This is a genomic window from Rathayibacter sp. VKM Ac-2927 (genome assembly GCF_022815525.1).
Lineage (GTDB): Bacteria > Actinomycetota > Actinomycetes > Actinomycetales > Microbacteriaceae > Rathayibacter > Rathayibacter festucae.
Genome location: NZ_JALGRT010000005.1, coordinates 81660 through 107871 on the forward strand (window position 1 = coordinate 81660; position 26212 = coordinate 107871).

The following is a 26212-nucleotide window of genomic DNA, read 5'->3' on the forward strand; positions in this document are numbered from 1 at the left end:
GGTCAACCTTTCGATGCGGTGAGGTGGAGCGGAGCGGCCGCGGACGACGGTTGCGCGCCGAGTGTCGCGACCGACAGAGCCGCGGCGCGCGAAGCGGCCGCCATCGCCGTAGGTATGCGTTCGCCGCGCGCTACCGCGGCCGCGAGCGCGCCGACGTACGTGTCGCCGGCACCCGTGGTGTCGACGACATCCTCGACGAGGACTGCGTCAACGAAGGTCATCGCTGCATCGGGCGTCGCGAAGATCGAGCCGCGTTCACCCAGGGTCAGCACACAGGCGCAAGAGGCCACCGCTACTACTGCGGCGGCGAGATCCGGGGGTGATCCGACCAGCGACCGCGCCTCCGACTCGTTGACCACGAGGAGGTCGACCGAGGCGAAGACCGCGGGGTCGATGCGGGTGTAGGGCGCAAGGTTGAGGATTGCCCGCGCGCCGGTACGAGCTGCGTCGCGGACCACGTGCTCGACCTGCGCGGCGGGGATCTCGCATTGGACGACGACCACGTCGTCGCGAGTCACGGTGCTCAGCGCGGAGTCGAGAGTCGTCGACGACAGTGTCGAGTTGGCTCCCGGCGAGACGACGATTTTATTCTCGCCGGCAGCGTTTACGAGAATCACGGCCGAACCGGTCGGCTCCGTTGCGCTGCGCTGCAGCCAAACGGTGTCGATGCCGTTCTCGCGGAGGTTGGCTACGAGCTCGTCGCCGGCTTCGTCATCACCCACCTCGCCCACGAAGAGTGTGTGCGCACCGCCGCGCGCGGCGGCCACGGCCTGATTGGCGCCCTTTCCGCCGAGGCCACGGAGGGAAGAGGCCGCGATGATGGTCTCCCCTGGCGCCGGGAAGTCGTCGACGGCGAGTATCTGATCCTGGTTCGCCGAGCCGAAAACGACAACTCGGTTCCGAGCGCTCACATTCATCATGCTCCTTCGCACCTCCGCTCGCAGGATGGATCTACACGAGTAGAAAAAGTATGCACACCTTTGTGAACGAGCGCAAGTATTTGTCGGATCGGGCCTCAACGCGCGCGACGGTAGGGTTGCTCGATGGTGACCCGCAACGACGTCGCCCGCGCGGCGGGCGTTTCCACCGCTGTCGTGTCGTATGTGATCAACGACGGCCCTCGGGCGGTCTCGCCGAAGATGCGTTCGCGCGTCCTGGCCGCAATCGACGAACTCGGCTATCGACCCAACACCGTGGCGCGGTCGATGCGCACGCGGCGCACGAACTCGATCGGGTTCGTGCTCCCGGACATCTCGATGGCGTACTTCTCCGCCATGACCCAATACATCACCGAGCGAGCCAGGGAGCACGGACTGAGCGTGATGGTCGCCACATCCAGCGGCGATCTGGACATCGAGCGGGAGCACCTGATGGAACTCGCCGCCCGCCAAGTCGACGGCATCATCTTGATGAGCGTCGATCCGGAACGAGACACCGACTGGGCCACGTCTTTGAACGTACCGGTTGTCGTCGTCGACCGGCCGCGGGTCGCTGCCGACAGCACGGCCCTCGCCGTGGAACACCTGCTCGCCCACGGCTGCCGGAGCGTCGCGCGCGTGAGCGAGCCCGAGACCGTCCTGTTGACGCGGCGGCGCGACGAGGGTTGGTCGAGGACGATGGCGGCTCACGGAATCTCCCATGCTCCCGTCGTTCGGGCAGCAGCCGGCGAAAGGGCCGGCTTCGAAGCAGCGTCGGCGCTGCTGCAGGCCTCGGAACGCGTCGACGGTGTGGTGATCGATACTCCGGCCCACGCCACCGGGTTTCTTCGCGCCGCGGCGGATTTGGGCATCGATGTGCCCGGCGAGGTGGCCGTCATCACCTGCGAATACGGCCGGTTCGCGGACTTCACGGTGCCACGCCTGAGCTCCGTCGACTCGCCGCTCGAGGCCATCGCCGCCCGGGCGGTTGCAGCGATCACGGCGACGGCCTCTGGCGATCGCCAACCCACACTCGACGGACCCGGCTTCGACCTGTTCGAGCGCGACTCGTGCCGGCTCCCCGCCCTTCAGTCGTGATCACCGACAACTCGCCCGGACCCTTAGGCGTTTCCGCTTACTGGACCGTGTCCGACGTCGACGAGATCTTCGCCGAATGGACCGCTCACGGCGCGACCTCTCACCGTGGGCCGAAGACCGTCCTTACGGGCGAACGCCTCTGCCATCTCCTCGACCCGTTCGGAAACCTTTCCAGTATCCGGCAGCCAGAAGCGCGGTGATGTGCCCGCCGCTCGTGCGGGCGGTGTCCTCAACCTGAGTCACGAGCATTGCGGTGGAAGGTCGCGCCCGGCGTCGGACATGCATCACGAAGGGAACCGTCATGTCTGTCTTCTCTCGAGGTTCCGGCGCGTAACCTCGTGAATCGACAGCAAACTTCCCGGTCCTTTCCGCCGGCCCCACCCGCGCATTGCCTCCTCCGGCTCGGGACACGACATCGAACTCTCGGTCGACGAGGTCCCCGACAGGGAAGTCTCGCCCTTCCTCGTCCGAAACATCGCACCCGGCGACACCGCGGAACTCGAGGGCCCACTCGGCGTCTACGTCGTCTGGACACCCGACAGGACCGCCCTGTCCACCTCATCGCCGGCGGATCCGGCGTTGTGCCCTTCATCGCAATGGTCCGCGCACATCACGACTTCCTGTCGACGGCGCCGCTTCGGATGCTGCACTCGGTTCGCTCCGCCGAATGTGCCTTCTTTGCAGGAGCGCTCGAGCCGTGTCGACAGGGTCTCCCAGACCGAAGACGTGCAGCTCGACGACGCCGTGCTGGATCGGATCGAGACGCGCAAGGAGCCGCTCGACGAAGTCGGCCGGCGGAGCGACCCTCTCGAGGGAGGGGGCCGCGAGAGGCGCGCTCGACCGCTCGGGGTCGTGGTCGCGCTTGGGGTAGTCCACCAGCGCATCATCGGGCAGGGGGCCGGGCAGGCCGACGCTGAAGGGGAGACGGATGCCCCGCCTCCGAGCATCGGCGATCCAGGCGAGCACCGCGGCCGGGTCGGTGCTGAGCTGCGTGATGACGGTGCACCGCAACCCGATCGAGCCGAGCCACTCGGTCTTCTCCTCGAGCGCTCTCCAGAGGACGGTGTCCCCGATACGAGGATGCCCTTCAGGATGACCTGCGATGCCGACGGACCGGACCCCGTGACTCCGGAACTCCGGCGACGTGAGCAGGGACATCGCATCGGTGTACGGGCCGGCGGGACGCATCGGATCCCCGCCGACGACGAAGACGTCTTCGCCGGCACCTGCCCGCTCGAGGTCCCGCAGGAACAGGTCCAGGGCTGCACGGGAAGGGAAGCGCCGTGCGGCGAAGTGAGGGACCGGGATGAGGCCGGCACCGAGGACTGCACGGACAGCCGCCAGCCGTTCAGCCGTGGTCTCATCGCCGAGATGACCGATGCTGATGCGCGTCCCACTCGGAAGCAGACCTGCTCCGACGAGGGGGATCGCATCACGAGCGGCGACGCCGACAGAGGCCGTCACTGCGGGGGTGCGCTCCCGCGATTCTCCGATCACCGGCACTCCTCAGGCATGGGTGTCGTCTCGGGCGAACGTCTTTGCGCCCGCCGCGTCTGAGCGATGACGGGCATCACCTGGAACGCGTGAGGAGGGGGGAGCCTGCCAGGACCGTGTCTTGCCCGATCGGATCAGCCGACGGGGTTCTCGGCGAGCCAGTCGCCGGCGATGGTCGCGGCCGACGCCTGCTCGTCGACGCTGCGGGAGTTCAGGGCGAGGAGCCCCTCGGGGGTGAGCGCGGCGCTGATGGCGTCGATGACCGCCGCGGCGTCCTCATCGACCGCGTCGCTCGCGACGGGGACGACGTGGGAGGAGAGCAGAAGACCGGCGGGGTCCTCCAGCTGCACGAGCGAGTCGTCGGCGACGATCGGCGACGCGGTGTAGAGGACGGCGAGGTCGATCACCCCGTCTTGGAGCGCTTGGACGGTGACGGGTCCGCCTCCGTCTTCGATGACGGTGTACTCGACCTCGACGCCGTAGGTGTCGCGGAGCCCGGTGGGGCCGATGGGCCGGATCTGGCCTTCGGCGGGTCCGCCGAGGGTGATCGGTGCGGGGGCCGAGCCGAGGTCGGCGACGGAGGTGATGCCGTACTCGTCCGAAAAGGCTTTCGTGACGACGTAGGTGTCCTGGTCGGTCGCGGCGGAGGCGTCGAGCACGCGCAGTCCTTCGGGGGTCGCGGCTTCGAGGGCCGGGTACACCTCGTCCTCGAGACGGGCCGTGGTCTCGGGGTCCCAGTAGGTGAGGAGGGGGCCGGTGTACTCGGGGAAGAGGTCGATCGTGCCGTCCTCGATCTCGGCGACGTAGACCTCGCGCTGCCCGATGCGGAACTGGCGGTCGACGGTGTAGTCGGCGGCTTCGAGGGCCTGGGCGTAGATCTCGGCGATGATCTCGTTCGAGTAGTAGTCCTGCGATCCGATGACGATCGTGTCGCCCGCCGAGGTGTCCGCGTCGGGATCGGCGAGGGGGTCGGCGCTGGAGGTGCAGCCGCTCAGAGCGAGCAGTGAGGCTATTGCGGCGGCGAGGGTGATGAGACGGGCAGGTTTGAGCATGATGGGTCCTCTGTTGTCGGCGTCTGCAGTGTGGGTCGAGGGTGCGAGTCAGCGGGTGGTGACGACGAGCTTCCCGGTGACGGCGCCCGACTCCATGTCGCGGTGGGCGTCCGCGATGTCCTCGAGGGAGTAGGTCCGGCCGATCGGCACGGATGCCGAGCCCGCCTGCAGCGCGTCGACGAACTCCTGCAGTGCCGACGCCGGCAGATCGCTCGCCTCGCCGGAGTAGGCGGTGAGCCGGACGCCGTTGGGGATGAAGTCCATCGGGTACCAGTCCGGCACGGTCCAGACGTCCGAGAGCATCCCGGTGAAGGAGACGGTTCCGTGCACGCGGGTCGCCCGCAGGGTGTCGCGGAGGGTGTTCGTGCCGACGAGCTCCACGGCGCCGTCGACGCCGCCGGGGGACGCGGCCCGCACGGCGTCGGCGATCTCACCGGTGTCGAGGAAGACGCGGTCCACCCCGACGCTCTCGAGCACGGCGGTCTTCGCGGCGGAGCGGGTGGTCGAGTAGACGGTCATGCCGCGTTGCTTGGCCAGGACCGCGAGGGCGAGTCCAATCGAGGAGGTTCCACCACGGATCAGGATCGTGTCGCCGGGCCGTGCATCGATGCCGGTGGTGAGGGAGCCGTGGGCGGTCTGCAGCATCTCCGGGATCGCGCCGAGCGTCGCCCAGTCGAGAGTGCTGGTGAAGGGGATGACGCTGCTCGCGGGGGCGAGGGTGTACTCGGCGTAGCCGCCGTCGACGGTGCGCCCCATCCCGCCCATGAGTGCGGCGACCTGCTGCCCCAGTGCGAACTCGCCTCCGGGAGCGTCGACCACGGTGCCGGCCGCCTCGATCCCCGGGATGCGCGGGAGCGAGCCGAACGAGCCCATGCCGCGGCGGAAGTGCAGCTCGGAGCGGTTCAGGCCGAACGCCTCGACGCGGATCAGCACCTGACCCGCGACAGCGACGGGGATCGGCACCTCTCGCACCTGAAGTACCTCGGGCCCGCCGAACCGCTCGAGCACGACAGCGCGCATCGTGGCGCTCATCGCGTCGCCTCCGCGGTTGCAGCGGTGGTCGCCAGGAGTCCGGCGACGGCGGCGAGGGCGGCGACCCCGCCCACCCCGAGGACGCTCTCGAGCGCGGAGTCGATCGCCGGTGCCGTCACCTGCAGCGCGGCGCGGCCGCTCTCCGTGATCACGACCAGTGACCCGCGGCGATCGGTCGGATGCGGCGCCCGTGCGACGAGTCCGTCGGACTCGAGCCGGTCGGTCAGCCGACTGGCGGCTCCGACCGTGATGAGCAGCTCGTCGGAGATGTCCTGGACGCGCGTCGATCCCTCGGAGGCGGCCAGCTCGAGGATGCGGTGGCGACCGAGCGAGACCGCGCCCTCGACGAGTCGGAGACGCCGCTCGACCTCGTTCCACACCTTGGTCTCGAAGCGCACGAGCGCCTTGAAGTCGTCAGAGATCGATGCCATGGCATGAAGGTAGCACCAAATCATGTGTCATGTAATGAAGATCGTCACCCTCACAATGAGGAGGAGGCGAGAGCCGACACCGCGCGGACGATCCAGGCGCGTCGATCCGCCGCGTCGCCGCTCACGATGATCGAGGCGACGTTCGGTGCCGCCTGCCATCCGTGGCAGAGCGTCACGATCATGAGCAGCAACTCCCGTCCCTCCCGCTCCGGAAGTCCCGGGACCGCTCGGTTCAGCTCGGCGGCCTTAAGCGCAGCGCGGACGGACCGCTCCGTCCGCGCGACGGGACCGCCGAACTCGAGCCCCTCCCACATCACGAGGCGCGCGAGAGCCGGATCCCCGGAGCAGGCGTCGAAGTACCGTCCGGCGAACTCGCCGACCGCGGCCGGCCCCTCTCCGCGGACCGGGATGCTGTCGAGAACGGCGGCGAGCTTGCTCTCCAGGACGGCCTCGAACAGCTGCTCCTTGTTGCCGAAGTACGAGTAGAGCCGCTCGCGGTTGATGCCCGCTCGCTCGGAGATCCGCGCGACTCTGGCCCCCGCGAATCCGTGACGGCTGAACTCCTCGACGGCCGCCTCGAGGAGCACGGACCGCGTGCGTCGCGTGTCCCAGGCCATGGCCCCACTGTAAGTGGGGCTGTTTCGGGAATGAACCGATCGCCACTAGGTTATTTCCAACAGAACGTTTGGAGATCACCTGTGGAGCATGACGGCAAAGCACTGGCGGCCGATGAGATCGATTCACACCACCGGCGCGCGGGAGTCTCGAGTGTGCACGTCCGGGCGCTGGTGACCTGGCTGGCGATCTTCCCCCTCGTCGCCATCGGGATGACGCTCCTGAGCTTCGTCGCCGACGACTGGCCGCCGGTGCTGCGGGCCCTCGTCCTCACCGCGGTCGTGGTGCCGCTCACCGTCTACCAGATCGTGCCCCGACTGCTCCTCCTCCATGCCCGCGCCGTCGCGTTCCGCGACGGGCGGTTCCTCCGCTCGCGACGGTATGTCGCGGGCCAGCCCACTGACTGAAGGACGATCATGAAGATCACCGCTGCCGTCGCACGAGCGACAGGAGAGCCTCTGTCCGTCGAGATCCTTGAGCTCGACGACCTCCGTCACAACGAGGTCCGCGTGCGCCTCGTCGCGACAGGGATCTGCCACACCGACTCGCTCGTGCGGGACGGGATCTACCCGACACCGCTGCCCGCTGTTCTCGGCCACGAAGGATCCGGCGTCGTGGAGGCGATCGGTGACTCGGTGACCTCCGTCGTCCCCGGCGACCACGTCGTCCTCGCGGCCGCCTACTGCGGGCACTGCCGCCGATGCCGACGCGGCGAGATGGCGTACTGCGAGAATCTGTTCGCCGCCGACTTCGGCGGCCGCCGCCTGGACGGCTCCACCTCGCTGACCGGCGAGAACGGCGAAGCGGTCTCGTCCCACTTCTTCGGCCAGTCGTCGTTCGCGACCTACGCGAACGTCGTCGAGGAGTCGGTCGTCAAGGTCGATGAGAACGTGCCGCTCGAGCACCTCGGACCCCTCGGCTGCGGGTTCAACACCGGAGCCGGCACCGTGCTGAACGAACTCCAGCCCGAGATCGGCTCCTCTCTCGCGGTCTTCGGCGTCGGCGCCGTCGGGAACGCCGCGATCATGGCCGCGCGAGTGGCCGACTGCGCCGTCGTCGTCGCGATCGACGTCCACGACAGCCGACTCGAGCTCGCACGGGAGCTCGGTGCGACGCACATCATCAACAGCGCCTCGGAGAACGTCGCCGAGCGCTTGGCGGAGATCACCGGTGGAGTCGGGATCGACTACGTCGTCGACACCACCGGGCGTCCCGAGCTGCTCCGGCAGGCGGCCGACGCGATCGCGGTGCGGGGAACGATCGCCCTCGTCGGAGCCGCCCGTCCGGGGACGGAGGTCACCTTCGAGATCGGCGCCTCCCTCGTTCGTGGGTGGACCTTCAAGACCGTCGTCCAGGGCAGCTCCGTGCCGCAGGACTTCATCCCGCGCATGATCCAGCTGTGGCAGGAGGGCCGATTCCCCTTCGAGAAGATGGTCGAGGAGTACTCCCTCGCCGAGATCAACCAGGGCTTCGCCGACTCGAAGAGCGGGGCGACGGTCAAGCCCGTCATCGTCTTCTGAGGGAGGAGGGTGCACGGCCGGCCGTCTGGCCCTGCACCCTCCTCGGGGTCGGTCACCTCGAGCGGGGCTCCGGCCGCCCCAGCCAGGACACGAACGCGCCTTCCGGATCCCAGAGCCGCCGGAGTTCGTCGAGGCGGTCCAGGGCATCGTCCGAGACGAAGCGGCTGGGCCGGTTCACGAGATTCTCGTCCGCGAGCATCGTTCCCCAGGCGTGCGGCGCCCAGGCGCGCATCCGCTCCGTCGTCCACTCGCGGTGCTCGTCGTCCCCCGCGGGCGAGTCCCAGGCGGTGTAGAGCGCGTAGCAGAACTCGCCCTCGAGTGAGAACGCCATAGGCGGCCGCGCTGCCGCGGCAGGGTGCCCGTCCCAGTTGAAGACGAGCAGGTACGACGGCGCCGCGGGCAGCGTCGCCACCACCTCCGACAGACCGGGTCGCAGCAGCTCGAAGTCCGCGCTGGTGGCGATGTTGTCGGCGATCCATCGACGGTCCTCGTTGAGCACGGACGTGCTCTCGTCGAGCTCCTGCTCCCCGTGGACCGTCGGGGCGCACAGCTCGGCGACGAGCGCCTGATCGCGGAGCGGGCAGGACTCCATGAAGGCGAGCTGCTCGCGCGCCTCCTTTTCCGTCTCCGCGTAGGCGATCGCCCCCAGTACGACCACTGGCTCGAAGCCGGCGATCTCGTGCCTCTGGATCAGAAGGCCCATCTCTGTCCGGGTGCCGGCGCCCACCTCGTGCAGGAATCGGCAGGCGTCCTCGGCGAGGGCACCCGGGAGGATGTAGCTGCTCTGCATCGTCACCGGACGGTGCGGGTGCAGCCGGAGGTGGAACGCCGTGACGGCCGCGAAGAAGCCCGGCCCCGATCCGCGCGCCGCCCAGAGCAGCTCGGCGTTCTCGGTCTCGCTCGCGTGCACGAGCCGACCGTCGGCGGTGACGACATCGATCCCGATCACCGAGCCGCAGGCGGGCCCGTACTCGCGCCCCGCCCAGCCGAAGCCGCCCTGCAGGAGGTAGCCGCCGATGCCGACGCCGTAGTTGTGCCCGACGGGGAAGAACAGGCTCTGCTCCCGCAGCATGCCGAGCAGCTCCGAGCCTCGCAGTCCCGGCTGCACGACGGCCGTCCTCTCCTCGGCGTTGATGCGCACGTCGCGCAGGTTCGACAGGTCGATGAGGAGCGAGTCATCGCGCAGATGCGAGCCGGACCAGCTGTGCCCTCCCGAGCGGATCGCAACGCTCAGGCCCTCCTTGCGGGCCAGTTCGACGGCGGCGGCCACGTCGTCGGCGCTGCTCGCGAAGACGATGATCGCGGGGTACCGCTCCGGGACGCCGGAGTGCCAGACCGCGCCTCGGCGGAGATGCTCGTACCCCTCCTGGCCTCGGCGCAGGACACGCCCTCTGATCCCGGTGATGGACGGTGACAGTGTGCTCACAGCTACTCCTTCGTGCTGCTCGAAGTCGATCCGCCCGGCGCTGCCGCTCCACGCATCGAAGGTCGAGCGGATCGTGGGCCGTGACGGTAACACATCACCGATCAGCACTAGGTTTTCGGAGATTGACGGTCAGCGAGGAAGGGCCAGCAAGATCCTCCTGGCCACACTCTCCGGGGCACCGACGGCATCGATCTCGACCAGGCATCCTCGCCGGCGGTAGACCTCCAGAACGGGAGCGGTCCGGGCCTCGTACTCCTCGAGACGCCGCCGGATCACCGGCTCGGTGTCGTCCGCTCGGTCCTCGATCTCCGCGCGACGCAGCATCCGCTCGACGACGACCGTGGGCGCAGCGGACATGACCACCACTCGGTTGAGGGTGGCGTCGCTTCCCCGAAGCAGGCGATCGAGCTCGTGCGCCTGGGCGAGCGTCCTCGGGAACCCGTCGAGCACGAAGCCGTCGGCGGCGTCAGCACGTGCCAGTCGCTCGGCGACCATCTCGTTCGTGACCTCGTCCGGTACCAAGGCGCCGGCAGCGATCGTCGCGCTCATCCGCCGACCGATCTCCGATCCGACAGCGACGTGCTCGCGGAAGAGCTCGCCGGTCGAGATCGCCGGGACGCCCAGCACCGCGGAGAGCCTGGAGGCCTGAGTACCCTTCCCCACGCCGGGCGGACCCATCATCAGAACGTGCACGACGTCACCACTTCCTCTCCGAGTACGGGACGACGGCTCCACGGACTGCTCCGCGGGGCCCTCAGCAGCGGCGGGCTCAGAGCCACCTCGGCGGCGCCGGCACGGCCGCTCCGGTGACGTCGACGAGGTCCTGCGCCCCTCGGCCGGACGCCCATTGCGCGAGCCGGGCGGCTGGACCGCGCAGCACGACATCGGCGTCTCCCCCGATGGTGCTGTCGCGATCGGTGGCCTCCAAGCGGATCGACGGGAGACCTTCGGATGCTCGGCGACGGTCCCATGATGCGGTGATGTCCTCGAGAAGCCGGTCGACGAGGTCAGCGGGGAAGTCGAGGAAGGAGTACCCCGATGCGAGATCGACCGCATGGATCCACACCTCCCGGGTGCGCAGCCACACCGTCTCGGATGCGGGGACACTGCGCCCCTGCCCGGTGCGGACGATCGAGGCCCAGGCGGGGTGCTCGAGATCTCGCCACTCGACGGTGAGATGGACCGCCGCGTGGTCGGAAAGGTTGCGCAGGGCTTGGGCGGGGAGGGTGGCGGCGAACTCGATCTCGAGCACCCGCTGATCCGGCGAGGCGTACATGGGGGTCTCGATCCCTGTCGCCGCCCACTCCGTCAGACGGGTCAGCGCGCGGGCGTTGAGGCCGACGTGCGCGACGACGTGCCGACGCGACCACCCCGGGAGCAGGCTCGGAGCCTCGAGCGCGTCGTCGTCGAGCTCGTTCAGTGCGCGCGAGAAGAAGGCCTGCCCGCGGCGCGCGAGAAGCAGGCCGGCCGCAATGCGGCTGTCGGTGACCTTGTCGTGTCGGGCGGGCACGACTACTCCACCACCACCGTGTTGCGGAGCTCGCCGATACCGCCGATCGACGTCCCGAGCTCCGATCCTGCCGTGAGGTAGCGCGGAGGCTTCCGTGCGTGGCCCACACCGCCAGGAGTGCCGCTGGCGATCACGTCGCCCGGGTTGAGGGTGACGATCTTGGAGATGTACGACACGAGCTGTGCCGGCCCGAATACGAGGTCGTCGGTCGAGGTCTTCTGGACCACTTCGCCGTCCACCGTGGTGACCAGAGTCGTCCCCAGCTCGTACTCGTCACTGGTGACGAGCACCGGTCCGAACGGGCTGGACTTCTCGAACGTCTTCCCCTGGAACCACTCGGGCGTGCGGTACTGGAAGTCGCGCATCGTCACGTCGTTGATCACCGAGTAGCCGGCGATGACGGACTCGGCCTGCTCGGGTTCCAGCCGTCGGGCCGGCGCGCCGATCACGACGGCGAGTTCGCCCTCCCAGTCCAGCGCTCCGGCTGCGTACCCGGGGACCACGATCGGATCGTAGGGTCCGACCAGGGCCTCGGGGTATTTGGCGAAGAGCGTCGGGTGCTCGGGGAGCTCGCGGCCCATCTCGAGGATGTGGTTGCGGTAGTTGAGACCGACGCAGACGATCTTCGACGGTGCGGGCACGACCGCGGCCCACTGCTCGGGCGCGAGCTCGAGGAGATCGAGCCGGTCGCCGGACGCGGCCTGCGCGAGCGCACGCCAGTCCGGATCCTGCAGCAGCCGGCCGACGTCCGCGAAACCCTCGATCAGGGTGGCCGATCCGGCGTCGACGAGCGCGGCGCTCGTCCCCTCACTGGTCCTCAGTGTGGCGAGTCTCATGCTCGGTCCTTCCCCGGGATGAACGTGCGTCCGAAGCCCAGTCGTTCGATCAGTGGTCCGTCGGTGAAGCGGAAGAGGTCGAACTGGCTGTCGGCGTGGAGCGACCACGGGACCCAGCTCGGCACCGTGAAGAGGTCCCCTGTCGTGAGGCGGTGCTCCTGGTCGCCGAGCACGACGGTGCCGGTCCCTTCGAAGACCTGCCAGACCGCGGAGCCGACCTCGTGTCGGATGGCGGTCGATGCTCCGGCTCGGAGTCGGTGGAACTCGCAGCGGATGGTCGACATCACGTCGCCCCCCGTGGTCGGGTTCATGAAGCGGATCGCGGCGTGGCCCTGCTCGACCGTCGCCGGGTACCCCTCGTCCTCGAGGAGCAGCTGCTCGGTGAGCGCGCGGTCGGTGTACTCCCATCGATAGGCCGAGAGGGGGGAGCTGACCTTTTCCTCGAGCACCGAGAGGGGTCTCAGCCCGGGATAGGCCCAGAGGCGCTCGGACCGGGAGAACTGCGGTGACGCCTCGTCGGTGACCCGCTCCGCACCGAACTCGAAGAAGCCGACGTCGGTGTAGCTGGAGAACGGGATGTCGAGGCCGTCGATCCAGGCCATCGGTTCCGCGGTGTCGTTGTGGTGACCGTGGAAGTTCCAGCCGGGCGTGAGCAGGAGATCGCCTCGGCTCATCCGGACCGGATCCCCGTTGACGACGGTCCACACGCCCTCGCCCTCGACGACGAAGCGGAACGCGTTCTGCGCATGGCGGTGCTCAGGAGCGGTCTCGTGCCCGCCGAGCCACTGGATCGCGCACCAGAGGGTCGGCGTGGCGTAGGCCGTCCCCGGAAGACCGGGATTCGCGAGGCCGATCGCCCGCCGTTCCCCACCTCGCCCGACAGGAACGAGATCTCCCGAGCGCTTGGCGATGTCGTACAGCGCATCCCACCGCCAGACGAAGGGGATCGCCGCCGGCGCCGGAGTCATCGGCATGAGATCGTCGCGCTGCGTCCACAGCGGCGCCATGTTGTTCGCCTCGAAGTCCCGGTAGAGCTGCTGCAGCTCCAGGGTGTCGGCGGTACCGTCCATCTGCTCCATCGCAGTCCTCCTCGGATCCATCGGCGCTCGCGCGCGACGACGTTCTATATGTAACAGTTTTGTGGCGGGATGCAAATAGTTGTTGCATAATCGGCAGCACAGGACGCCGCGCAGAGTCGTGCGGCGGGAACGGAACGAGGGATCAATGTCGATTCGAGTCGCGATCGTCGGTGGAGGGCCGGGAGGGCTCTTCCTGAGCACGCTCCTCAAGCGCGCGAGGCCGGACATCGAGGTCGTCCTGTTCGAGCGCAACCGGGCCACTGACGCCTTCGGCTTCGGGGTCGTCTTCTCCGACCGGACGCTCGCCCGCATCGATGCGGCCGACCCCGTTCTCCACGAGGCACTGGAGCGCGACGGCGTGCACTGGGACTCCCTCGGCGTGACGGCGAAGGGCGAGACCCACACCTTCGCCGGGAACGGCATGGCGGCGGTCCACCGGCGGATCCTCCTGCGCCTGCTGCAGCAGTCGGCGTCCGAGGCCGGCGTCGACCTGCGCTTCGGGACGGACGTCTCCCTCTCGGACCTCGACGAGTACACGGTCGTCGTCGGCGCCGACGGCACCAACTCCCGGGTGCGCGACGCGCTCGAGCCCCGCCTCGGATCCACGGTCGAGACCGCCTCGGCCAAGTTCATCTGGTTCGGCACGACGCACCTCTTCGACGGGCTCACCTTCCTGCACCGACAGGACGAGAACGGCAACTTCGCCGCGCACGCCTACCCCATCTCCGGAGAGCTGAGCACGTTCATCGTCGAGACGAGCGAGGAGACTTGGCGCCGCGCGGGCTTGGACCGCTTCGACCCGCGCACTCCGCCCGGCGAGTCGGACGAGGTCGCGAAGGCGTACCTCACGAAGCTCTTCGCCGAGGACCTCGGTGGAGGGGAGCTCGTCGCCAACAACTCCAGATGGGCGAACTTCCGCACGCGGCGGACCCCCGTCTGGCACTCCGGCAACGTGGTGCTCCTGGGCGACGCCGTGCACACAGCCCACTTCTCGGTCGGCTCGGGCACGAAGATGGCGATGGAGGACGCGATCGTCCTCGCCGAGCAGCTGGCCCACTCCTTCGACGATCTCGAGGGCGCCTTCACCCGGTACGAGCAGGAACGCCAGCCCGAGGTCGCGAAGATCCAGAACGCCGCAGGCCCGAGCCTGAGCTGGTGGGAGCGCTTCGCCCAGTACTACGACGCGCTCGAGCCGCTCGACTTCGCCTTCCACTTCTTCTCGCGCAGCATCGACATCGAGCGAGTTCGACGACGCGACCCCGGCCTCGCCGCGGCTGTGGACCGGGCCTGGCTGGAGCGGCACGGCAGCGCTCCCTTCTTCAGCGCCCTGACCGGCGACGGCTGGTCGCTGTCGGGACGTCGCCTGCACCTGTCAGAAGACGCGAGTGGCGTGACGCTGACCGACGGGACCACGACCGTCCCCTCGGAATCGGTCGTCGTCGTCGAGGCCCCCGAGGACGAGCTCGGCCTCGACACCGCCGAGGGACTGCTCGGCGAAGCGCCCGTCGTCGTCGTCACGGGCGGTACCGCGCTGACCCGCACGCTGCTCGCTGAACGGGTGCGGATGCTCCGGAGGAGGATCGCCGTCGTCGTCGACGAGACGATCGACGACGCCGCGGCCGCGACGCTCCTGCTAGCCGGTCGCGCGGATGCCGTGGCCACCCGGGAGCGGACCCGCGTCGATGCGTGATCTCACCGCTCTGTTCGAGCCGCGCGGCGTCGCGATCATCGGGGCCTCCTCGAGCCCGGAGAAGCTCGGGCACGCGATGGCCGCGTCGCTCGACTCGTTCGCCGGCCCGGTCCGCCTCGTGAACCCGCGACCCGGACCCGGCATGGACCCGACCATCGCGGCGGCGGCGGAGCACGCGCCGATCGACCTCGCCGTCCTGTGCATCCCCGCGCAGCACACCGCCCAGGCTCTCCTCGACAGCGCTGCGGCCGGCGTCGGCGCCGCACTCGTCTGCGCCGGCGGCTTCGCCGAGATCGGCGACGCCGGACTCGCCGCCGCCGCTGCCGTCGACGCGGCGATCCGCGACACCGGTATCCGCGTGCTCGGCCCCAACACCTCCGGCTTCTTCGTTCCCGCCGATCGGCTCGTGGCCAGCTTCGTCCCCGGCGCGCGCGAGCTGGGCACGGGCCGGGTCGCCGTCGTCGCCGCCAGCGGCGGGATCAACCACGTCCTGTCCTTCCAGCTCGAGGACGACGGCGCCGGGGTGAGCCTCGGCGTCGGCCTCGGCGCAGGACAGGACATCACCGCCGTGGACGTGCTCCGCTACCTGCGCACCCATGAGCCGACCACGGCGGTCGTCCTGCACCTCGAGACCGTCCCCGACGGGCGAGCGCTTCTCGACGCGGTCGCCGCCCTGGCCCGAGAGAAACCGGTCGTCGCGCTCGTCATCGGACAGTCCGACGTCTCGGAGTTCGCGCAGTCGCACACGGGCGCACTGGCGACGTCGTGGCGGACGACGCGAGCGCTGCTGCGGCAGGCCGGTGCAGTCCTCGTCGACAGCGAGGAACAGGCAGTGGCAGCGGCGTCCGCCCTCGCTGCAGGCCGCGCCGCTCCCTCGCGACGACCGGGAATCGGTCTGGTCACCGCCCAGGCGGGTCCGGGTCTGCTGATCGCCGACGCCCTCGGGCGGACGGACGACCTCCTCCCCCCGCTGAACCACGCCACCCGCTCCGTGATCGCCGGACTCCTCCCGCCGCTGACGTTCCAGGCGAATCCCGTCGACACCGGTCGACCCGGCCCGGGATTCGGCGCGATCCTCGAGGCGACGGCGTCCGATCCGGCCATCGACGTCCTCGGCGTCTACGCGATCACCGAGCCCGTCGTCGATCTCGCCACGAGCGTCTCGGAGGCGGGACTGCCGTCGGACGTCCCCGTCGTCGTCGGGATCGACGGCCCGGGCGCCTCCGTCCGCGAGGCTCGGCGAGCCGCCCGAGCTCTCGGGGTGACCGTGCTCCGCGGTCCGACCCGCCTCGCGGAAGGGCTGGCGGCCCTGACCGAGGACGCTCGACTCCGCGCCGTCTCGGACGACGACGTCGAACCCGCCCCCGCGGTGCCACCGATCTCCTGGAGAGGCCCGTGGGACGAGGTCCGCGGCAAGCAGCTCCTCGACGATCTCGGTGTCCACACCCCGCCGCGTCGCCACTTCGCGACGCGCCAGGAGGCGCGCTCCGCCCTGGACACCCTGAGCGGACCGCTCGCGGTCAAGCTCGTCGACGCCGAAGTGCTCCACAAGACCGAGATCGGTGGTGTCGTCCTCGGCATCCGCACACAGGAGCAGCTCGACGCGGCTCTCGATCAGGTCGAGAAGGCCGGCGCCCGCTCGTACCTCGTGGAAGAGATGGCGGGGCCGGGCGTCGAACTCATCGTCGGCGCGCGCAACGACCCGGCCTTCGGCCCCACCGTCGTCCTCGGCCTCGGCGGCACCACCGCGGAGGTGCTGGCCGATGTGACGATCCGCTCGGCTCCACTCAGCGCGAGCACCGCCGAGGCGATGCTCGACGACCTGGCCGGAGCCGCCCTGCTCCGCGGGCATCGCGGCGGCCCGAGCATCGACTCCGCCGGACTCGGACGCCTCCTCGTCGCCCTCGGCGGCATCATCGCCGCGGGACACGTGGACGAGATCGAGATCAACCCGCTCCGCCTCACCTCTGCTGGACTCGTCGCGCTCGACGCGGTGGTCCGCCCCCTCTCCCCTGCCGCTCACGACGAAGTGAGGTCCACACGATGACCACCGACCACGAGACCCCGGACGGCACGGTGCCCTGGCCCGACGACGTCGCGGTCCGGTACCGCGCAACAGGATGCTGGGAGGACCGACCGCTCGGCGAGTACGTCCTCGCCTCCGCCGACCTGCGACCGGACAAGGTCGCTCTCGTCAGCGGCGGACTCCGGATGACCTACGCAGAGCTGGTCGATCGGATGGACGCCGCCGCGGAGCGGCTGCTCGATCTCGGGCTGATGCCCGGAGAGCGGATCCTCGTGCAGCTGCCCAACGACTGGCCCTTCGTCGTGCTGACCCTCGCCTGCTTCCGCGCGGGGATCGCACCCGTCATGGCGCTGCCGGCGCACCGCCGGCACGAGCTCTCCTACCTCGCCTCCCACTCGGACTCCGCGGCGATCGTCGTCGCCGACGAGATCAAGGGCTTCGACCACGAGGCTCTGGCGCACGAGATCGCCGGCAGCGCACCCGCGGTCCGGCACGTCCTCGTCGCGGGCGAAGCAGGAGGATCCTCGATCGACCTGCTCGCTCTCCTCGCTCCTGGTGCGGCGCCCGGAGCACGAGCCCGCCCGAACGATCGAGCACCCCACCCGGATGCTCCGGCCTGCTTCCTCCTCTCCGGCGGCACGACCGGCCTGCCGAAGCTGATCACGAGGACGCACAACGACTACGCCTGCAACATCCGCTCCTGCATCAGCGTCTCCGAGCTCGAGGAGGACTCCGTCTACCTGGGCACCCTTCCCGCCAGCCACAACTTCCCGCTGGCCTGCCCCGGAGTGCTCGGAACGCTGTTCGTCGGCGGCAGAGCGGTCATGCTGCCGAGCCCGGAGCCGGTCCGGGGGTTCGCGACCATCCGTGAGGAGGGCGTCACCATCGCCTCGGCCGTCCCCGCCGTCGCTCAGCGCTGGATCGACCACCGCAACGAGGTCGGCGGCGACGACCTGGCGACGCTCCGCGTGCTGCAGGTCGGCGGCTCGAGAATGCCCGACGAGTTCGCAGCACGCGTCGCTCCCGAGCTCGGAGCCACTCTCCAGCAGGTCTTCGGCATGGCCGAGGGGCTCATCAACATGACTCGGCTCAACGATCCGCTCGACGTGATCGTCTCCACCCAGGGACGACCCGTGTCCGAGTTCGACGAGATCCGCATCGTCGACCCCGACGGCCGCGACCTCCCCGACGGGATCCCCGGGCTCATCCTGACCCGCGGCCCCTACACGCCCCGCGGCTACTTCCGTGCCCCGGCGCATAACGCGACCGCTTTCGTCGACGGCTGGTACGGCTCCGGGGACATCGTCTCCCGACGCGCGGACGGCAACCTCGTCGTGCACGGCCGCGACAAGGACCTCATCAACCGCGGTGGCGAGAAGATCTCAGCCGAGGACGTCGAGAACGTCGTCTACCGCATGCTCGTCGTCGAACTGGTCGCGGCGGTCAGCATGCCCGACCCGATCCTCGGCGAACGGCTCTGCCTCTACGCCACGCTGCACGACGGGGCGGACCTGACTCTCGAACGAGTGCGCGAGTTCATGACCGAGCAGGGGATGGCCGCTTACAAGCTGCCGGAACGGCTCGAGATCCGCGACTCCCTCCCGCTGACCAAGGTGGGGAAGATCGACAAGAAGGCGCTCCGCGAGGACATCGCAGCCCGTTCCGAGGCGGTGCGATGAGTCGTCTACCATGACAACTCGACAGGAGGCGCGGATCAGCATGATGCAGCCGAGGAAGCCCCGGTCCCTCATCCTCGACCTGTTCGGCGACTACCTGCGCTACGTCGGCTGCGAGGTCCGCGCAGGAGACCTCGTCGCTCTTCTCGGAGTCCTCGGAGTGGAGCCGGCCACCGCCCGCGTCACTCTCTCGAGACTGCGGCAGGAGGGGTGGTTCACGACCCGGAGGACGGGACGGGAGACCATCTACCGGCTCAGCGACGAGATGCTCGACGTCCTCGACCAGGGCCGCGAGAGGATCTTCGCCCCCTACGAGTCGACCTGGGACGGGTGGTGGACGCAGGTGATCGTGCAGTCCCCGGAGTCGGACCGCTCGACCCGCGATCAACTGCGCAAACGACTGAGCTGGATGGGCTTCGGCGCCCTCTCCCCCTCCACCTGGCTGTCGCCGCGCGATCTCCGCCGGGCCGTGCCGGCGCTCCGAGCCGAGTTCCCCGCCGCGAGCATCGACCTCATGGTCGCGCGCACCGACGATCCGGTCGAGGACGGGCGCCTGGCGCACCGATGCTGGGACCTGGAGACGCTCAACGCCGACTACTCGGTCTTCGTCGCCGAGCACTCCGCCCTCCGGAGCGAGACCGCGACCCTGGAAGGCGCCGAAGCCCTCGTGGTTCGCACGGAACTGGTGTCCACCTACCGCCACTTCCCCTTCCGCGACCCGTCGCTTCCCACGGCTCTCCGCCCCGCCGGATGGTTCGGCGCAGAGGCGCACGAGCTGTTCCTCGAACTGCACGACGCGCTCGCCCCCGCGGCGATGGAGTACGTGGCAGCCGTGATCGACATCGACACCACCGCCTTCCAGGACGCACCCGCTCTCGCACGAAACGTGTAACAGACAAACGCAAGACTGCGTGTTAGCGTTACACCGCCGAGTCGCACTGCAGCGACAGGTTTCTGAGTCAATGACGACGGGAGATCCGATGCACAGCCAATTGATCATCGACAACGAGGGCCGCGACGCACGAGAGGGACGCACCTTCGAGCGTCGCAACCCGATCTCGGGAGACCTGGTCACCGAGGGTGCAGCAGCGAGCGTCGACGACGCGATCGACGCCGTCGAATCCGCCGCGAAGGCCTTCGACTCCTGGTCCACCACAGGCCCGAGCGAGCGCAGGGCCGTCATGCTGAAGGCCGCGGAGATCATCGAGCGCCGCACGCCCGAGTTCATCGAGACCATGACCTCCGAGGTCGGCGCCGCCCAGCTCTGGGCGGGCTTCAATGCGTTCCTCACCGCGCAGCTCTTCCGCGAGGCCGCGGCTCTCGCCACTCAGATCCAGGGCGAGACGCTGCCCACGGACAAGCCCGGAACCCTCTCCATGACCGTCCGTCAGGCCGCCGGCGTGGTACTCAGCATGGCGCCGTGGAACGGAGCAGGCGTCCTCGCCGCCCGGGCCATCGCCTACCCCATCGTCTGCGGCAACACCGTCGTCTTCCGCGCCTCCGAGACCAGCCCGCGGACGCACCAGATCATCGCCGAGGTCATGCACGAGGCGGGCCTCCCCGCCGGCGTCCTCAACTTCCTCACCAGCACCCCCGAGGACTCCGACCGCGTCGTCGAGGCGATCATCGCCCACCCGGCCGTCCGCCGAGTCAACTTCACCGGCTCGACCGTCGTCGGCCGCATCATCGCCGAGAAGTCCGCGAAGCACCTCAAGCCCGCGCTGCTGGAGCTCGGCGGCAAGGCGCCCTTCGTCGTCCTCGACGACGCCGACATCGACGGCGCCGTCAACGCCGCCGTCTTCGGATCCTTCCTCTTCCAAGGGCAGATCTGCATGTCCACCGAGCGCTTCGTGGTCGACGAGTCCGTCGCCGACGAGTTCGTGAAGAAGTTCGCCGCACGCGCCGCGACCCTCACCGCCGGAGATCCCGCGACGGACCCCGCCTGCGTCGTCGGCCCGATGGTGCGCGCCGAGTCCGGCACGCGCATCAACGGCCTGATCGACGACGCCGTCGAGAAGGGCGCAGAGCTCGTCGTCGGCGGCCAGGCCGACGGCGCCAGCATGCCGGCGACGATCCTCGACCGCGTGCGCCCGCACATGGCGATCTACGACCAGGAGACCTTCGGGCCGATCACGACCGTCGTCCGGGTCTCCGGCCTGGAGGAGGCCGTGCAGGTCGCCAACGACACCGAGTACGGACTCGCGGCGGCTGTGTTCGGCGCCGACAGCAGTCGCGCGCTCCAGGTGGCGATGCGCATTCAGGCCGGCCACGTCCATGTCAACGGCGCCACCGTGCAGAACGAGGCACAGGCCCCCTACGGCGGGGTCAAGGCGAGCGGCTACGGCCGATTCGACGGACGAGCGGTCGTCAACGAGTTCACCGATCTGAAGTGGATCACCATCGAGCCCTCCAATCAGCAGTACCCGTTCTGAGCAGGAATCAGGAGCACTCGCACATCATGCAGATCACAGCAGCCGTCGCCCGCGAACCGCAGGCGCCACTCACCATCGAGACCCTCGAGCTCGACGAGCTCCACGCCGGCGAGGTGCTGGTGCGGATGGTCGCCACCGGCGTCTGCCACACCGACGCGATCGTCCGCGACCAGGTCTACCCGACTCCGCTTCCCGCCGTGCTCGGTCACGAGGGTGCGGGCGTCGTGGAACGGGTCGGCGCCGACGTCACCACAGTGAAGGCCGGCGATCACGTCCTGCTCGCCGCGGCCTACTGCGGGCACTGCGACCGATGCCGGGCCGGGCAGATGGCCTACTGCGACAACCTTTTCGCCGCGGACTTCGGCGGTCGCCGGACCGACGGCAGCACGTCGCTCAGCAAGGACGGCGAGACGATCTCGTCACACTTCTTCGGCCAGTCCTCGTTCGCCACCTACGCCAACGTCGTCGAGGAGAGCGTCGTCCGCATCGACGACGACATTCCCCTCGAGATCGTCGCGCCCCTGGGCTGCGGCATCCAGACCGGCGCCGGCACCGTCCTCAACGAGCTGAAGCCCGGGCTGAACTCCACGCTGGTCGTCACCGGGACCGGCGCCGTCGGCTTCGGCGCCATCATGGCCGGCCGGGTCGCCGGCTGCTCGAAGGTGATCGCGGTCGACATCGTCCCCTCCCGCCTCGATCTCGCGCTGGAGATCGGTGCCACGCATGTCATCAACACGAAGGACAACGACTTGACGGAGGAGATCCTCCGCCTGACCGACGGCAAGGGGGCGGACTACGTCGTCGACACGACGGCGCGTCCCGAGGTGCTGCGCAAGTCGGCCGACGCCCTGGGCAACCGCGGCACGCTCGTGCTCGTCGGGGCAGCGAAGCCGGGCACCGAGGTCAGCTTCGAGGTCGGCCTGTCGCTGGTGAAGGGCTGGACCTTCAAGACGGTCGTCCAGGGCAGTTCGGTCCCGCAGGTCTTCATCCCGAAGCTGATCGAGCTGTGGCGTGAGGGCCGCTTCCCGATCGACCGTCTGATGCGCAACTACGCCCTCGACGACATCAACGCCGGGTTCGAGGACTCGCGCACGGGAGCAGTGATCAAGCCGGTCGTCGTCTTCTGAGTCGAGCCGGTACAAGAGGGGCCCTCCACCGGAGCGGCCCCTCTTGTGCGCTGGTCAGGAGCGCAGTGCCGCCACGACGCTCGCCGTGTCGGTGACGGTGGCGATGTTGGTGAGAGCGAAGTTCAGGGCCGCGTCCTGCCACTCCGGGCTGAGGCTGGACGTCGCGTCCGAGACGATCGTCACGTCGTAGCCGTGGTCCGCGGCGTCCCGCACCGTGTGCTCGACAGCCATGTTCGTCCACGCCCCCACGACGATCAGGTGGGTGATGCCGAGGTTGCGCAGCATCACGTCCAGCGGGGTGCCGTGGAACGCGCTCATGCGGATGCGGTCGAGGACGATCTCCTGCCCGACCGGTGCGAGCTCGTCCACGATCGCCGCTCCCCAGGAGCCGACCGCGAAGGACTCGGGACCGAGCATGCGGAAGATCGGTGCGTTCTCGCCGCCGACCGCAGCAGGGTACACCACGATCCGGTTGTGGAGCACGACGGTCCCCGCAGTGCGGGCGGCGGCGAGGATCTCGGCGACGTGGGCGACGACGTCCTGAGAGGCGGCGTGCGCGGCGGCGCCCGTCGAGGCGAACGCTCCCTCCGCGTGGACGGTGTCGTTCTGCATGTCGACGACGACGACGGCCGTCGTGCTCGGGAAGGTCGGGGGGTTCTGCACGGGTTCGTCTCCTGGGTCGTCGGGGCGGCTCGTGGCCGCTCCGAGTATGAGTGTCGTGTAAGAAGATTACACGTCATAGACCCGGCACGGCGGGGGCCGGTACCGCCCGCCGCCCCCCCCACCGCGCGGCCGCTCCGCCGTGTCCTACCCGCTCAGGTGACCGAGCTCTCCAGCACCTCGGCTTCGGGCTGCGCGGCCCGCGCCAGGCCGAACGCTCCGAGCAGCCGGGCGGTGTCGGCCATCTGCTCGTTCCAGACCGCTCGGACGATGTCGATGCGGTCGTCCGCCTCCTGGAGCTCCGCCAGGTACTCCTCGAGCCCGGCACCCCGGGGGCCGGCCTGCTCGTGCAGCTCGATCATGCGCAGCGCGAGCTTCGTCTGCTCGCCGTACACCGGGATCTGCGGGCCGCGCGGAGCGGCGAGGCCGATGTAGTAGAGCTTTTCGAGTCCGACGGGGACGATGCCGCCGCCGTAGCGCAGCGGTGTTCCTCCACGGCGAGCGATGAGGCTCTCGTCGAGGAACGGCAGGCTCGCGTGGAACCCGGTCGCCCAGAGGATCGTGTCGTACTCGCGGGAGGTGCCGTCGCTGAAGTGCACGGTGCTGCCGTCGAAGCGGGTGATGCCCGGGACGACCCGGACCCGGCCGTGCTGGAGCCAGTAGAGGAGCAGGCTGTTCACCACGGTCCGGCCCTCGGCGAGGGTCTTGGCCTTCGGCTGGGGCAGGCCGGGGTAGGCGTCCCACTCCCCCAGGCTGACGCGGGCGAGCAGTCTCGAGATCAGGTCCTGCTCCTCGGGCGCGAAGCCCGCCATCCAGGCGACCTCCTGGCGGGGGACGCCGAAGTAGCTCTTGGGCTGGAAGTAGGTGCCCTGGCGGATGACGATGTCGACGTCGTAGCGGTGCTGGGCCGCGTCGACGGCGAGGTCGCAGCCGGAGTTGCCGGCGCCGACCACGAGCACGCGGTCGCCGGAGAGGTCGCCCGTGTTGCGGTACGACCCGGAGTGGATCTGGGTGCCGGTGAAGACGCCGGGCACGGCCGGGATCTTCTGATCCCACAGGTGGCCGTTCGCGACCAGGACCCCGTCGTACGAGTGCACCTCGCCGTTCTCGAGGGTCACGGTCCAGCCCGCGGAACCGAGCGGCCCCTCCGTCTCGATCGGCCGGACGGACGCGACCGGGGTCTCGAAGCGGATGACGTCGCCGAGGCCGTGGGCCTCGGCGTACGACTCGAGGTAGGCGCGGACCTGGTCACGGCGGGGGAAGTGCGGGTAGTCGGCCGGCATCGGGAAGTTCTCGAAGTGCGTCATGTCGCGGGAGGTGATCAGATGCAGGGCGTCGTAGTCGGTGTTCCAGTGACCGCCGACGCGGTCGGTCTTCTCGTAGCAGTCGACGTCGTAGCCGGCGGCGCGGAGCTTCTGGAGGGCCGAGAGGCCGGCGGCGCCGGCGCCGATCACGCAGTAGCGGGACATGGAGGAGTTCCTTTCGAAGGAGGGTCGGAGGAGCGGATCAGGCGTGGCCGCGAGCGAGCCGGCGCTCGACGAGCATCGACAGCCAGGTCGCCGGAACGGCGATCGCCACGTAGATCAGGCCGGTGAGGGCGTAGGTGCCGAGGTACTCGAAGGTGGTGTTCGACACCTGGTAGGACTGGCTCATCAGCTCGTTCACCGAGATCGAGTACGCGAGGGACGTGCCCTGGAAGGACTGGATCGCCAGCCCCATCAGCGCCGGCACGGCGGAGCGCATGCCCTGCGGCAGCACCACGCGGGTGAAGGTGGTCATCGCGCTCAGCCCGAGCGCGGCGGACGCCTCCCGCTGCGAGAGGGGGACGGACTGCAGGCCCGCCCGGATGGTCTCGGACGAGTACGCGGCGACGGTGAAGGTGAGTGCGCAGGCGGCCGCGGTGAAGCTCTCGAGCAGGACGCCGATCGAGGGCAGCCCGTAGTAGGCGATGTAGAGGACGACCAGGGCGGGGATGCCCCTGCCGATCTCGATCAGGACGATCGTGGGCCAGCGCAGCCACGGCCGCAGCGAGGCCGCGCCGAGGGCGAAGAGGAGTCCGACGAGGTACCCGCCGACGACGGAGAGCGCGGTCAGCTGCAGGCTGACGACGAGGCCGTCGAGCAGCCTCGGGAGGTGGACGGCGAGATCCATCAGTACGACCTCCTGAGGCGCGTGTCGAGTCGGCGGGCGAGGATCGCGAGCGGGATGCTGACGGCGAGGTAGACGGCGGCAGCGAGGAAGAACGGGGTGAGTCCCGCGGTGTCGGGGTTCTGGCGGGCGACGGTCGTCGCGGCGAAGACGACCTCGGCGACCCCGATCGTGGAGGCGACCGAGGAGTCCTTCACCAGCGCGAGCAGATAGGAGGTGAGGGACGGGAGGGCCGTGCGGATCGCCTGCGGAGCGAGCACGCGCACGAAGGTCGTGCCGCGTCCGAGGCCGAGCGCTTGCGCGGCCTCCCCCTGACCTCTGGGCAGGGTCTGGAACGCGCCGCGGTAGATCTCGGCCAGGTAGGCGGCCGAGATGATCCCGAGTCCGACGATCGCGGCGCTGAGCGAGTCGAAGCGCAGCGTGCCGAGCGAGACGCCGAAGTAGAGCAGGAAGAGCCAGACGATGGTCGGCACGCCCCGGATCAGGTCGACCAGCAGCCGAGTGGCGAGCCGCAGGGGCGCGATCCGCGACCGCAGGCCGAGCATGATCGGCACGCCCAGGAGGAGGCCGATCGCGAACGCCGCGGCGGTGACCAGGAGCGTCAGCGGCAGCCCGGCCAGCACGGCGAGGAGCAACTCCATCAGCGGTCCAGCACGGCGCTGAGGAAGCGGCGAGTGCGCTCCTCCCGCGGGTCAGCCATCACGGCCTCGGGAGCGCCCTCCTCGATGATGCGGCCCTCGGCCATCACGACGAGGTGGTCGCCCACGTCGCGCGCGAACTGCATCTCGTGGGTGACGACGATCATCGTCATGCCGGTGTCGGCGAGCTCGCGCATCACCGCCAGCACCTCGACGCCGACCTCCGGGTCGAGTGCGCTGGTCGGCTCGTCGAAGAGCATCGCCTTCGGATCGAGCGCGAGCGCGCGCACGATCGCGATCCGCTGCTGCTGCCCTCCGGAGCACTTGCCGGGGTGCTGGTGCGCCTTGTCCTTCAGCCCCACACGCTCGAGGAGGGTCAGCGCGCGCGCCTCCGCCTCCTCGCGGCTGCGGCCGAGGATCTTCTCCTGCGGGAAGGCGATATTGCGCAGCACGGTGAAGTGCGGGAAGAGGTTGAACGACTGGAACACCATGCCGACCTGGCGGCGTAACGCGAGCAGGTCGCGCTCGGAGACCTTGCCGCCCGCCTCGACCGACTTGGAGCCGACCGCGATCGTGCCGGCGTCGGGGATCTCGAGCAGGTTGACGCAGCGCAGCAGTGTGCTCTTGCCCGAGCCCGAGGGCCCGATCAGCGCGGTCACGCTGCCGGGCGCGACGGTCATCGAGATGTCGTCGAGCACGAGGTGCTGGCCGAAGCTCTTCGAGATGCCGGTGAGCCGGACACCGGCGAGCGGCAGGTCGTTCGGCCTGGTGAGCAGGGGGACGTCCATGGGGACTCCTCGGGTCG

The 26212-nt window shown here is 69.5% G+C and carries 26 protein-coding genes; 10 read left to right on the top strand and 16 right to left on the bottom strand.

The genetic code is table 11. The features are described from left to right. Positions 1-2: 2 nt before the first annotated feature. Entirely contained in the window at positions 3-920 is a 918-nt protein-coding gene (locus MT353_RS15200) for a ribokinase (RefSeq protein WP_243625099.1), read from the bottom strand. A gap of 123 nt (positions 921-1043) precedes the next feature. On the opposite strand from MT353_RS15200, the gene MT353_RS15205 reads away from it, so the two are divergent. Next, positions 1044-2015, top strand: a complete 972-nt coding sequence (locus MT353_RS15205) for a LacI family DNA-binding transcriptional regulator (protein ID WP_243625100.1) — start codon at positions 1044-1046, stop codon at positions 2013-2015. Further along, entirely contained in the window at positions 2012-2215 is a 204-nt protein-coding gene (locus MT353_RS15210) for a VOC family protein (RefSeq protein WP_243625101.1), read from the top strand. The genes MT353_RS15205 and MT353_RS15210 overlap by 4 nt, the downstream gene beginning before the upstream one ends. A gap of 388 nt (positions 2216-2603) precedes the next feature. On the opposite strand, the gene MT353_RS15215 is transcribed toward MT353_RS15210, so the two are convergent. The 5 genes from MT353_RS15215 to MT353_RS15235 all read right to left on the bottom strand — a co-directional run bounded on the left by MT353_RS15215 (position 2604) and on the right by MT353_RS15235 (position 6641). Further along, positions 2604-3512 (bottom strand): methylenetetrahydrofolate reductase, encoded by a 909-nt coding sequence (locus MT353_RS15215; RefSeq protein WP_243625102.1) that lies wholly within the window; start codon positions 3510-3512, stop codon positions 2604-2606. A gap of 131 nt (positions 3513-3643) precedes the next feature. Next, positions 3644-4561 carry an ABC transporter substrate-binding protein gene (locus MT353_RS15220; RefSeq protein WP_243625103.1) on the bottom strand — a complete coding sequence of 306 codons (918 nt, stop codon included), beginning with the start codon at positions 4559-4561 and terminating at the stop codon, positions 3644-3646. Positions 4562-4609: 48 nt separating this feature from the next. Further along, positions 4610-5593 (bottom strand): zinc-binding dehydrogenase, encoded by a 984-nt coding sequence (locus MT353_RS15225; RefSeq protein ID WP_243625104.1) that lies wholly within the window; start codon positions 5591-5593, stop codon positions 4610-4612. Continuing rightward, the gene (locus tag MT353_RS15230) at positions 5590-6024 is read right to left on the bottom strand and encodes a MarR family winged helix-turn-helix transcriptional regulator (protein WP_243625105.1); all 435 of its coding nucleotides are present in this window, start codon (positions 6022-6024) and stop codon (positions 5590-5592) included. The genes MT353_RS15225 and MT353_RS15230 overlap by 4 nt, the downstream gene beginning before the upstream one ends. A gap of 50 nt (positions 6025-6074) precedes the next feature. Next, a complete protein-coding gene (locus tag MT353_RS15235; protein WP_243625106.1) occupies positions 6075-6641 on the bottom strand; it encodes a TetR/AcrR family transcriptional regulator in 567 nt (188 codons plus the stop codon). Positions 6642-6794: 153 nt separating this feature from the next. On the opposite strand from MT353_RS15235, the gene MT353_RS15240 reads away from it, so the two are divergent. Both MT353_RS15240 and MT353_RS15245 read left to right on the top strand, forming a co-directional pair. After that, positions 6795-7046, top strand: a complete 252-nt coding sequence (locus MT353_RS15240) for a hypothetical protein (RefSeq protein WP_243625107.1) — start codon at positions 6795-6797, stop codon at positions 7044-7046. Between the two features lie 9 nt (positions 7047-7055). After that, positions 7056-8159 carry an NAD(P)-dependent alcohol dehydrogenase gene (locus tag MT353_RS15245; protein WP_243592719.1) on the top strand — a complete coding sequence of 368 codons (1104 nt, stop codon included), beginning with the start codon at positions 7056-7058 and terminating at the stop codon, positions 8157-8159. A 52-nt stretch (positions 8160-8211) separates the two neighbouring features. Here MT353_RS15245 and MT353_RS15250 read toward each other — a convergent pair whose 3' ends face one another. The 5 genes from MT353_RS15250 to MT353_RS15270 all read right to left on the bottom strand — a co-directional run bounded on the left by MT353_RS15250 (position 8212) and on the right by MT353_RS15270 (position 13010). After that, positions 8212-9585 (bottom strand): FAD-binding oxidoreductase, encoded by a 1374-nt coding sequence (locus MT353_RS15250; RefSeq protein ID WP_243625108.1) that lies wholly within the window; start codon positions 9583-9585, stop codon positions 8212-8214. A 129-nt stretch (positions 9586-9714) separates the two neighbouring features. Then, positions 9715-10320 carry an adenylate kinase gene (locus MT353_RS15255; protein ID WP_243625109.1) on the bottom strand — a complete coding sequence of 202 codons (606 nt, stop codon included), beginning with the start codon at positions 10318-10320 and terminating at the stop codon, positions 9715-9717. A gap of 34 nt (positions 10321-10354) precedes the next feature. Beyond that, entirely contained in the window at positions 10355-11095 is a 741-nt protein-coding gene (locus MT353_RS15260; protein ID WP_243625110.1) for a maleylpyruvate isomerase family mycothiol-dependent enzyme, read from the bottom strand. A gap of 2 nt (positions 11096-11097) precedes the next feature. Continuing rightward, positions 11098-11931: a fumarylacetoacetate hydrolase family protein gene (locus MT353_RS15265; RefSeq protein ID WP_243600813.1), complete on the bottom strand. Its 834-nt coding sequence runs from the start codon at positions 11929-11931 to the stop codon at positions 11098-11100. After that, the gene (locus MT353_RS15270) at positions 11928-13010 is read right to left on the bottom strand and encodes a cupin domain-containing protein (RefSeq protein WP_243625111.1); all 1083 of its coding nucleotides are present in this window, start codon (positions 13008-13010) and stop codon (positions 11928-11930) included. The genes MT353_RS15265 and MT353_RS15270 overlap by 4 nt, the downstream gene beginning before the upstream one ends. 145 nt (positions 13011-13155) lie before the next feature. Between MT353_RS15270 and MT353_RS15275 the strand changes: the two genes are divergently transcribed. The 6 genes from MT353_RS15275 to MT353_RS15300 all read left to right on the top strand — a co-directional run bounded on the left by MT353_RS15275 (position 13156) and on the right by MT353_RS15300 (position 21961). Further along, positions 13156-14700, top strand: coding sequence for an FAD-dependent monooxygenase (locus tag MT353_RS15275; protein WP_243625112.1), 1545 nt, complete (start codon positions 13156-13158; stop codon positions 14698-14700). Next, on the top strand, positions 14693-16747 hold the full coding sequence (locus MT353_RS15280) for an acetate--CoA ligase family protein (RefSeq protein WP_243625113.1): 2055 nt from the start codon (positions 14693-14695) through the stop codon (positions 16745-16747). The genes MT353_RS15275 and MT353_RS15280 overlap by 8 nt, the downstream gene beginning before the upstream one ends. Continuing rightward, a complete protein-coding gene (locus MT353_RS15285; RefSeq protein ID WP_243625114.1) occupies positions 16744-18405 on the top strand; it encodes a (2,3-dihydroxybenzoyl)adenylate synthase in 1662 nt (553 codons plus the stop codon). The genes MT353_RS15280 and MT353_RS15285 overlap by 4 nt, the downstream gene beginning before the upstream one ends. Positions 18406-18415: 10 nt before the next feature. Next, a complete protein-coding gene (locus MT353_RS15290; RefSeq protein WP_243625115.1) occupies positions 18416-19294 on the top strand; it encodes a PaaX family transcriptional regulator C-terminal domain-containing protein in 879 nt (292 codons plus the stop codon). Between the two features lie 88 nt (positions 19295-19382). Then, positions 19383-20834, top strand: coding sequence for an aldehyde dehydrogenase (locus tag MT353_RS15295; protein ID WP_243625116.1), 1452 nt, complete (start codon positions 19383-19385; stop codon positions 20832-20834). 26 nt (positions 20835-20860) lie between these two features. Next, positions 20861-21961, top strand: coding sequence for an NAD(P)-dependent alcohol dehydrogenase (locus MT353_RS15300; RefSeq protein WP_243592709.1), 1101 nt, complete (start codon positions 20861-20863; stop codon positions 21959-21961). Positions 21962-22015: 54 nt separating this feature from the next. Here the strand turns inward: MT353_RS15300 and MT353_RS15305 are convergent, their stop codons facing one another. From MT353_RS15305 to MT353_RS15325, 5 genes are all read right to left on the bottom strand, one after another. After that, positions 22016-22624 carry a cysteine hydrolase family protein gene (locus MT353_RS15305; protein ID WP_243625117.1) on the bottom strand — a complete coding sequence of 203 codons (609 nt, stop codon included), beginning with the start codon at positions 22622-22624 and terminating at the stop codon, positions 22016-22018. A 152-nt stretch (positions 22625-22776) separates the two neighbouring features. Next, the gene (locus MT353_RS15310) at positions 22777-24090 is read right to left on the bottom strand and encodes an NAD(P)/FAD-dependent oxidoreductase (protein ID WP_243625118.1); all 1314 of its coding nucleotides are present in this window, start codon (positions 24088-24090) and stop codon (positions 22777-22779) included. Positions 24091-24127: 37 nt separating this feature from the next. Next, positions 24128-24772, bottom strand: a complete 645-nt coding sequence (locus tag MT353_RS15315; RefSeq protein WP_132438106.1) for an amino acid ABC transporter permease — start codon at positions 24770-24772, stop codon at positions 24128-24130. Next, positions 24772-25410 (bottom strand): amino acid ABC transporter permease, encoded by a 639-nt coding sequence (locus tag MT353_RS15320; protein WP_243625119.1) that lies wholly within the window; start codon positions 25408-25410, stop codon positions 24772-24774. Before MT353_RS15320 ends, MT353_RS15315 begins: the two co-directional genes overlap by 1 nt. Continuing rightward, a complete protein-coding gene (locus MT353_RS15325) occupies positions 25410-26195 on the bottom strand; it encodes an amino acid ABC transporter ATP-binding protein (protein ID WP_132438104.1) in 786 nt (261 codons plus the stop codon). The genes MT353_RS15320 and MT353_RS15325 overlap by 1 nt, the downstream gene beginning before the upstream one ends. Positions 26196-26212: the final 17 nt, after the last annotated feature.

Bases quoted from the DNA above. Each gene is read 5' to 3' on its own strand.
- MT353_RS15310 (WP_243625118.1), bottom strand. From the start codon at position 24,090: ATGTCCCGCTACTGCGTGATCGGCGCCGGCGCCGCCGGCCTCTCGGCC.
- MT353_RS15230 (WP_243625105.1), bottom strand. From the start codon at position 6,024: ATGGCATCGATCTCTGACGACTTCAAGGCGCTCGTGCGCTTCGAGACC.
- MT353_RS15275 (WP_243625112.1), top strand. From the start codon at position 13,156: ATGTCGATTCGAGTCGCGATCGTCGGTGGAGGGCCGGGAGGGCTCTTC.
- MT353_RS15245 (WP_243592719.1), top strand. From the start codon at position 7,056: ATGAAGATCACCGCTGCCGTCGCACGAGCGACAGGAGAGCCTCTGTCC.
- MT353_RS15325 (WP_132438104.1), bottom strand. From the start codon at position 26,195: ATGGACGTCCCCCTGCTCACCAGGCCGAACGACCTGCCGCTCGCCGGT.
- MT353_RS15280 (WP_243625113.1), top strand. From the start codon at position 14,693: ATGCGTGATCTCACCGCTCTGTTCGAGCCGCGCGGCGTCGCGATCATC.
- MT353_RS15320 (WP_243625119.1), bottom strand. From the start codon at position 25,410: ATGGAGTTGCTCCTCGCCGTGCTGGCCGGGCTGCCGCTGACGCTCCTG.
- MT353_RS15270 (WP_243625111.1), bottom strand. From the start codon at position 13,010: ATGGAGCAGATGGACGGTACCGCCGACACCCTGGAGCTGCAGCAGCTC.
- MT353_RS15225 (WP_243625104.1), bottom strand. From the start codon at position 5,593: ATGAGCGCCACGATGCGCGCTGTCGTGCTCGAGCGGTTCGGCGGGCCC.
- MT353_RS15220 (WP_243625103.1), bottom strand. From the start codon at position 4,561: ATGCTCAAACCTGCCCGTCTCATCACCCTCGCCGCCGCAATAGCCTCA.
- MT353_RS15285 (WP_243625114.1), top strand. From the start codon at position 16,744: ATGACCACCGACCACGAGACCCCGGACGGCACGGTGCCCTGGCCCGAC.
- MT353_RS15235 (WP_243625106.1), bottom strand. From the start codon at position 6,641: ATGGCCTGGGACACGCGACGCACGCGGTCCGTGCTCCTCGAGGCGGCC.
- MT353_RS15295 (WP_243625116.1), top strand. From the start codon at position 19,383: ATGCACAGCCAATTGATCATCGACAACGAGGGCCGCGACGCACGAGAG.
- MT353_RS15205 (WP_243625100.1), top strand. From the start codon at position 1,044: ATGGTGACCCGCAACGACGTCGCCCGCGCGGCGGGCGTTTCCACCGCT.
- MT353_RS15265 (WP_243600813.1), bottom strand. From the start codon at position 11,931: ATGAGACTCGCCACACTGAGGACCAGTGAGGGGACGAGCGCCGCGCTC.
- MT353_RS15315 (WP_132438106.1), bottom strand. From the start codon at position 24,772: ATGGATCTCGCCGTCCACCTCCCGAGGCTGCTCGACGGCCTCGTCGTC.
- MT353_RS15300 (WP_243592709.1), top strand. From the start codon at position 20,861: ATGCAGATCACAGCAGCCGTCGCCCGCGAACCGCAGGCGCCACTCACC.
- MT353_RS15200 (WP_243625099.1), bottom strand. From the start codon at position 920: ATGATGAATGTGAGCGCTCGGAACCGAGTTGTCGTTTTCGGCTCGGCG.
- MT353_RS15290 (WP_243625115.1), top strand. From the start codon at position 18,416: ATGACAACTCGACAGGAGGCGCGGATCAGCATGATGCAGCCGAGGAAG.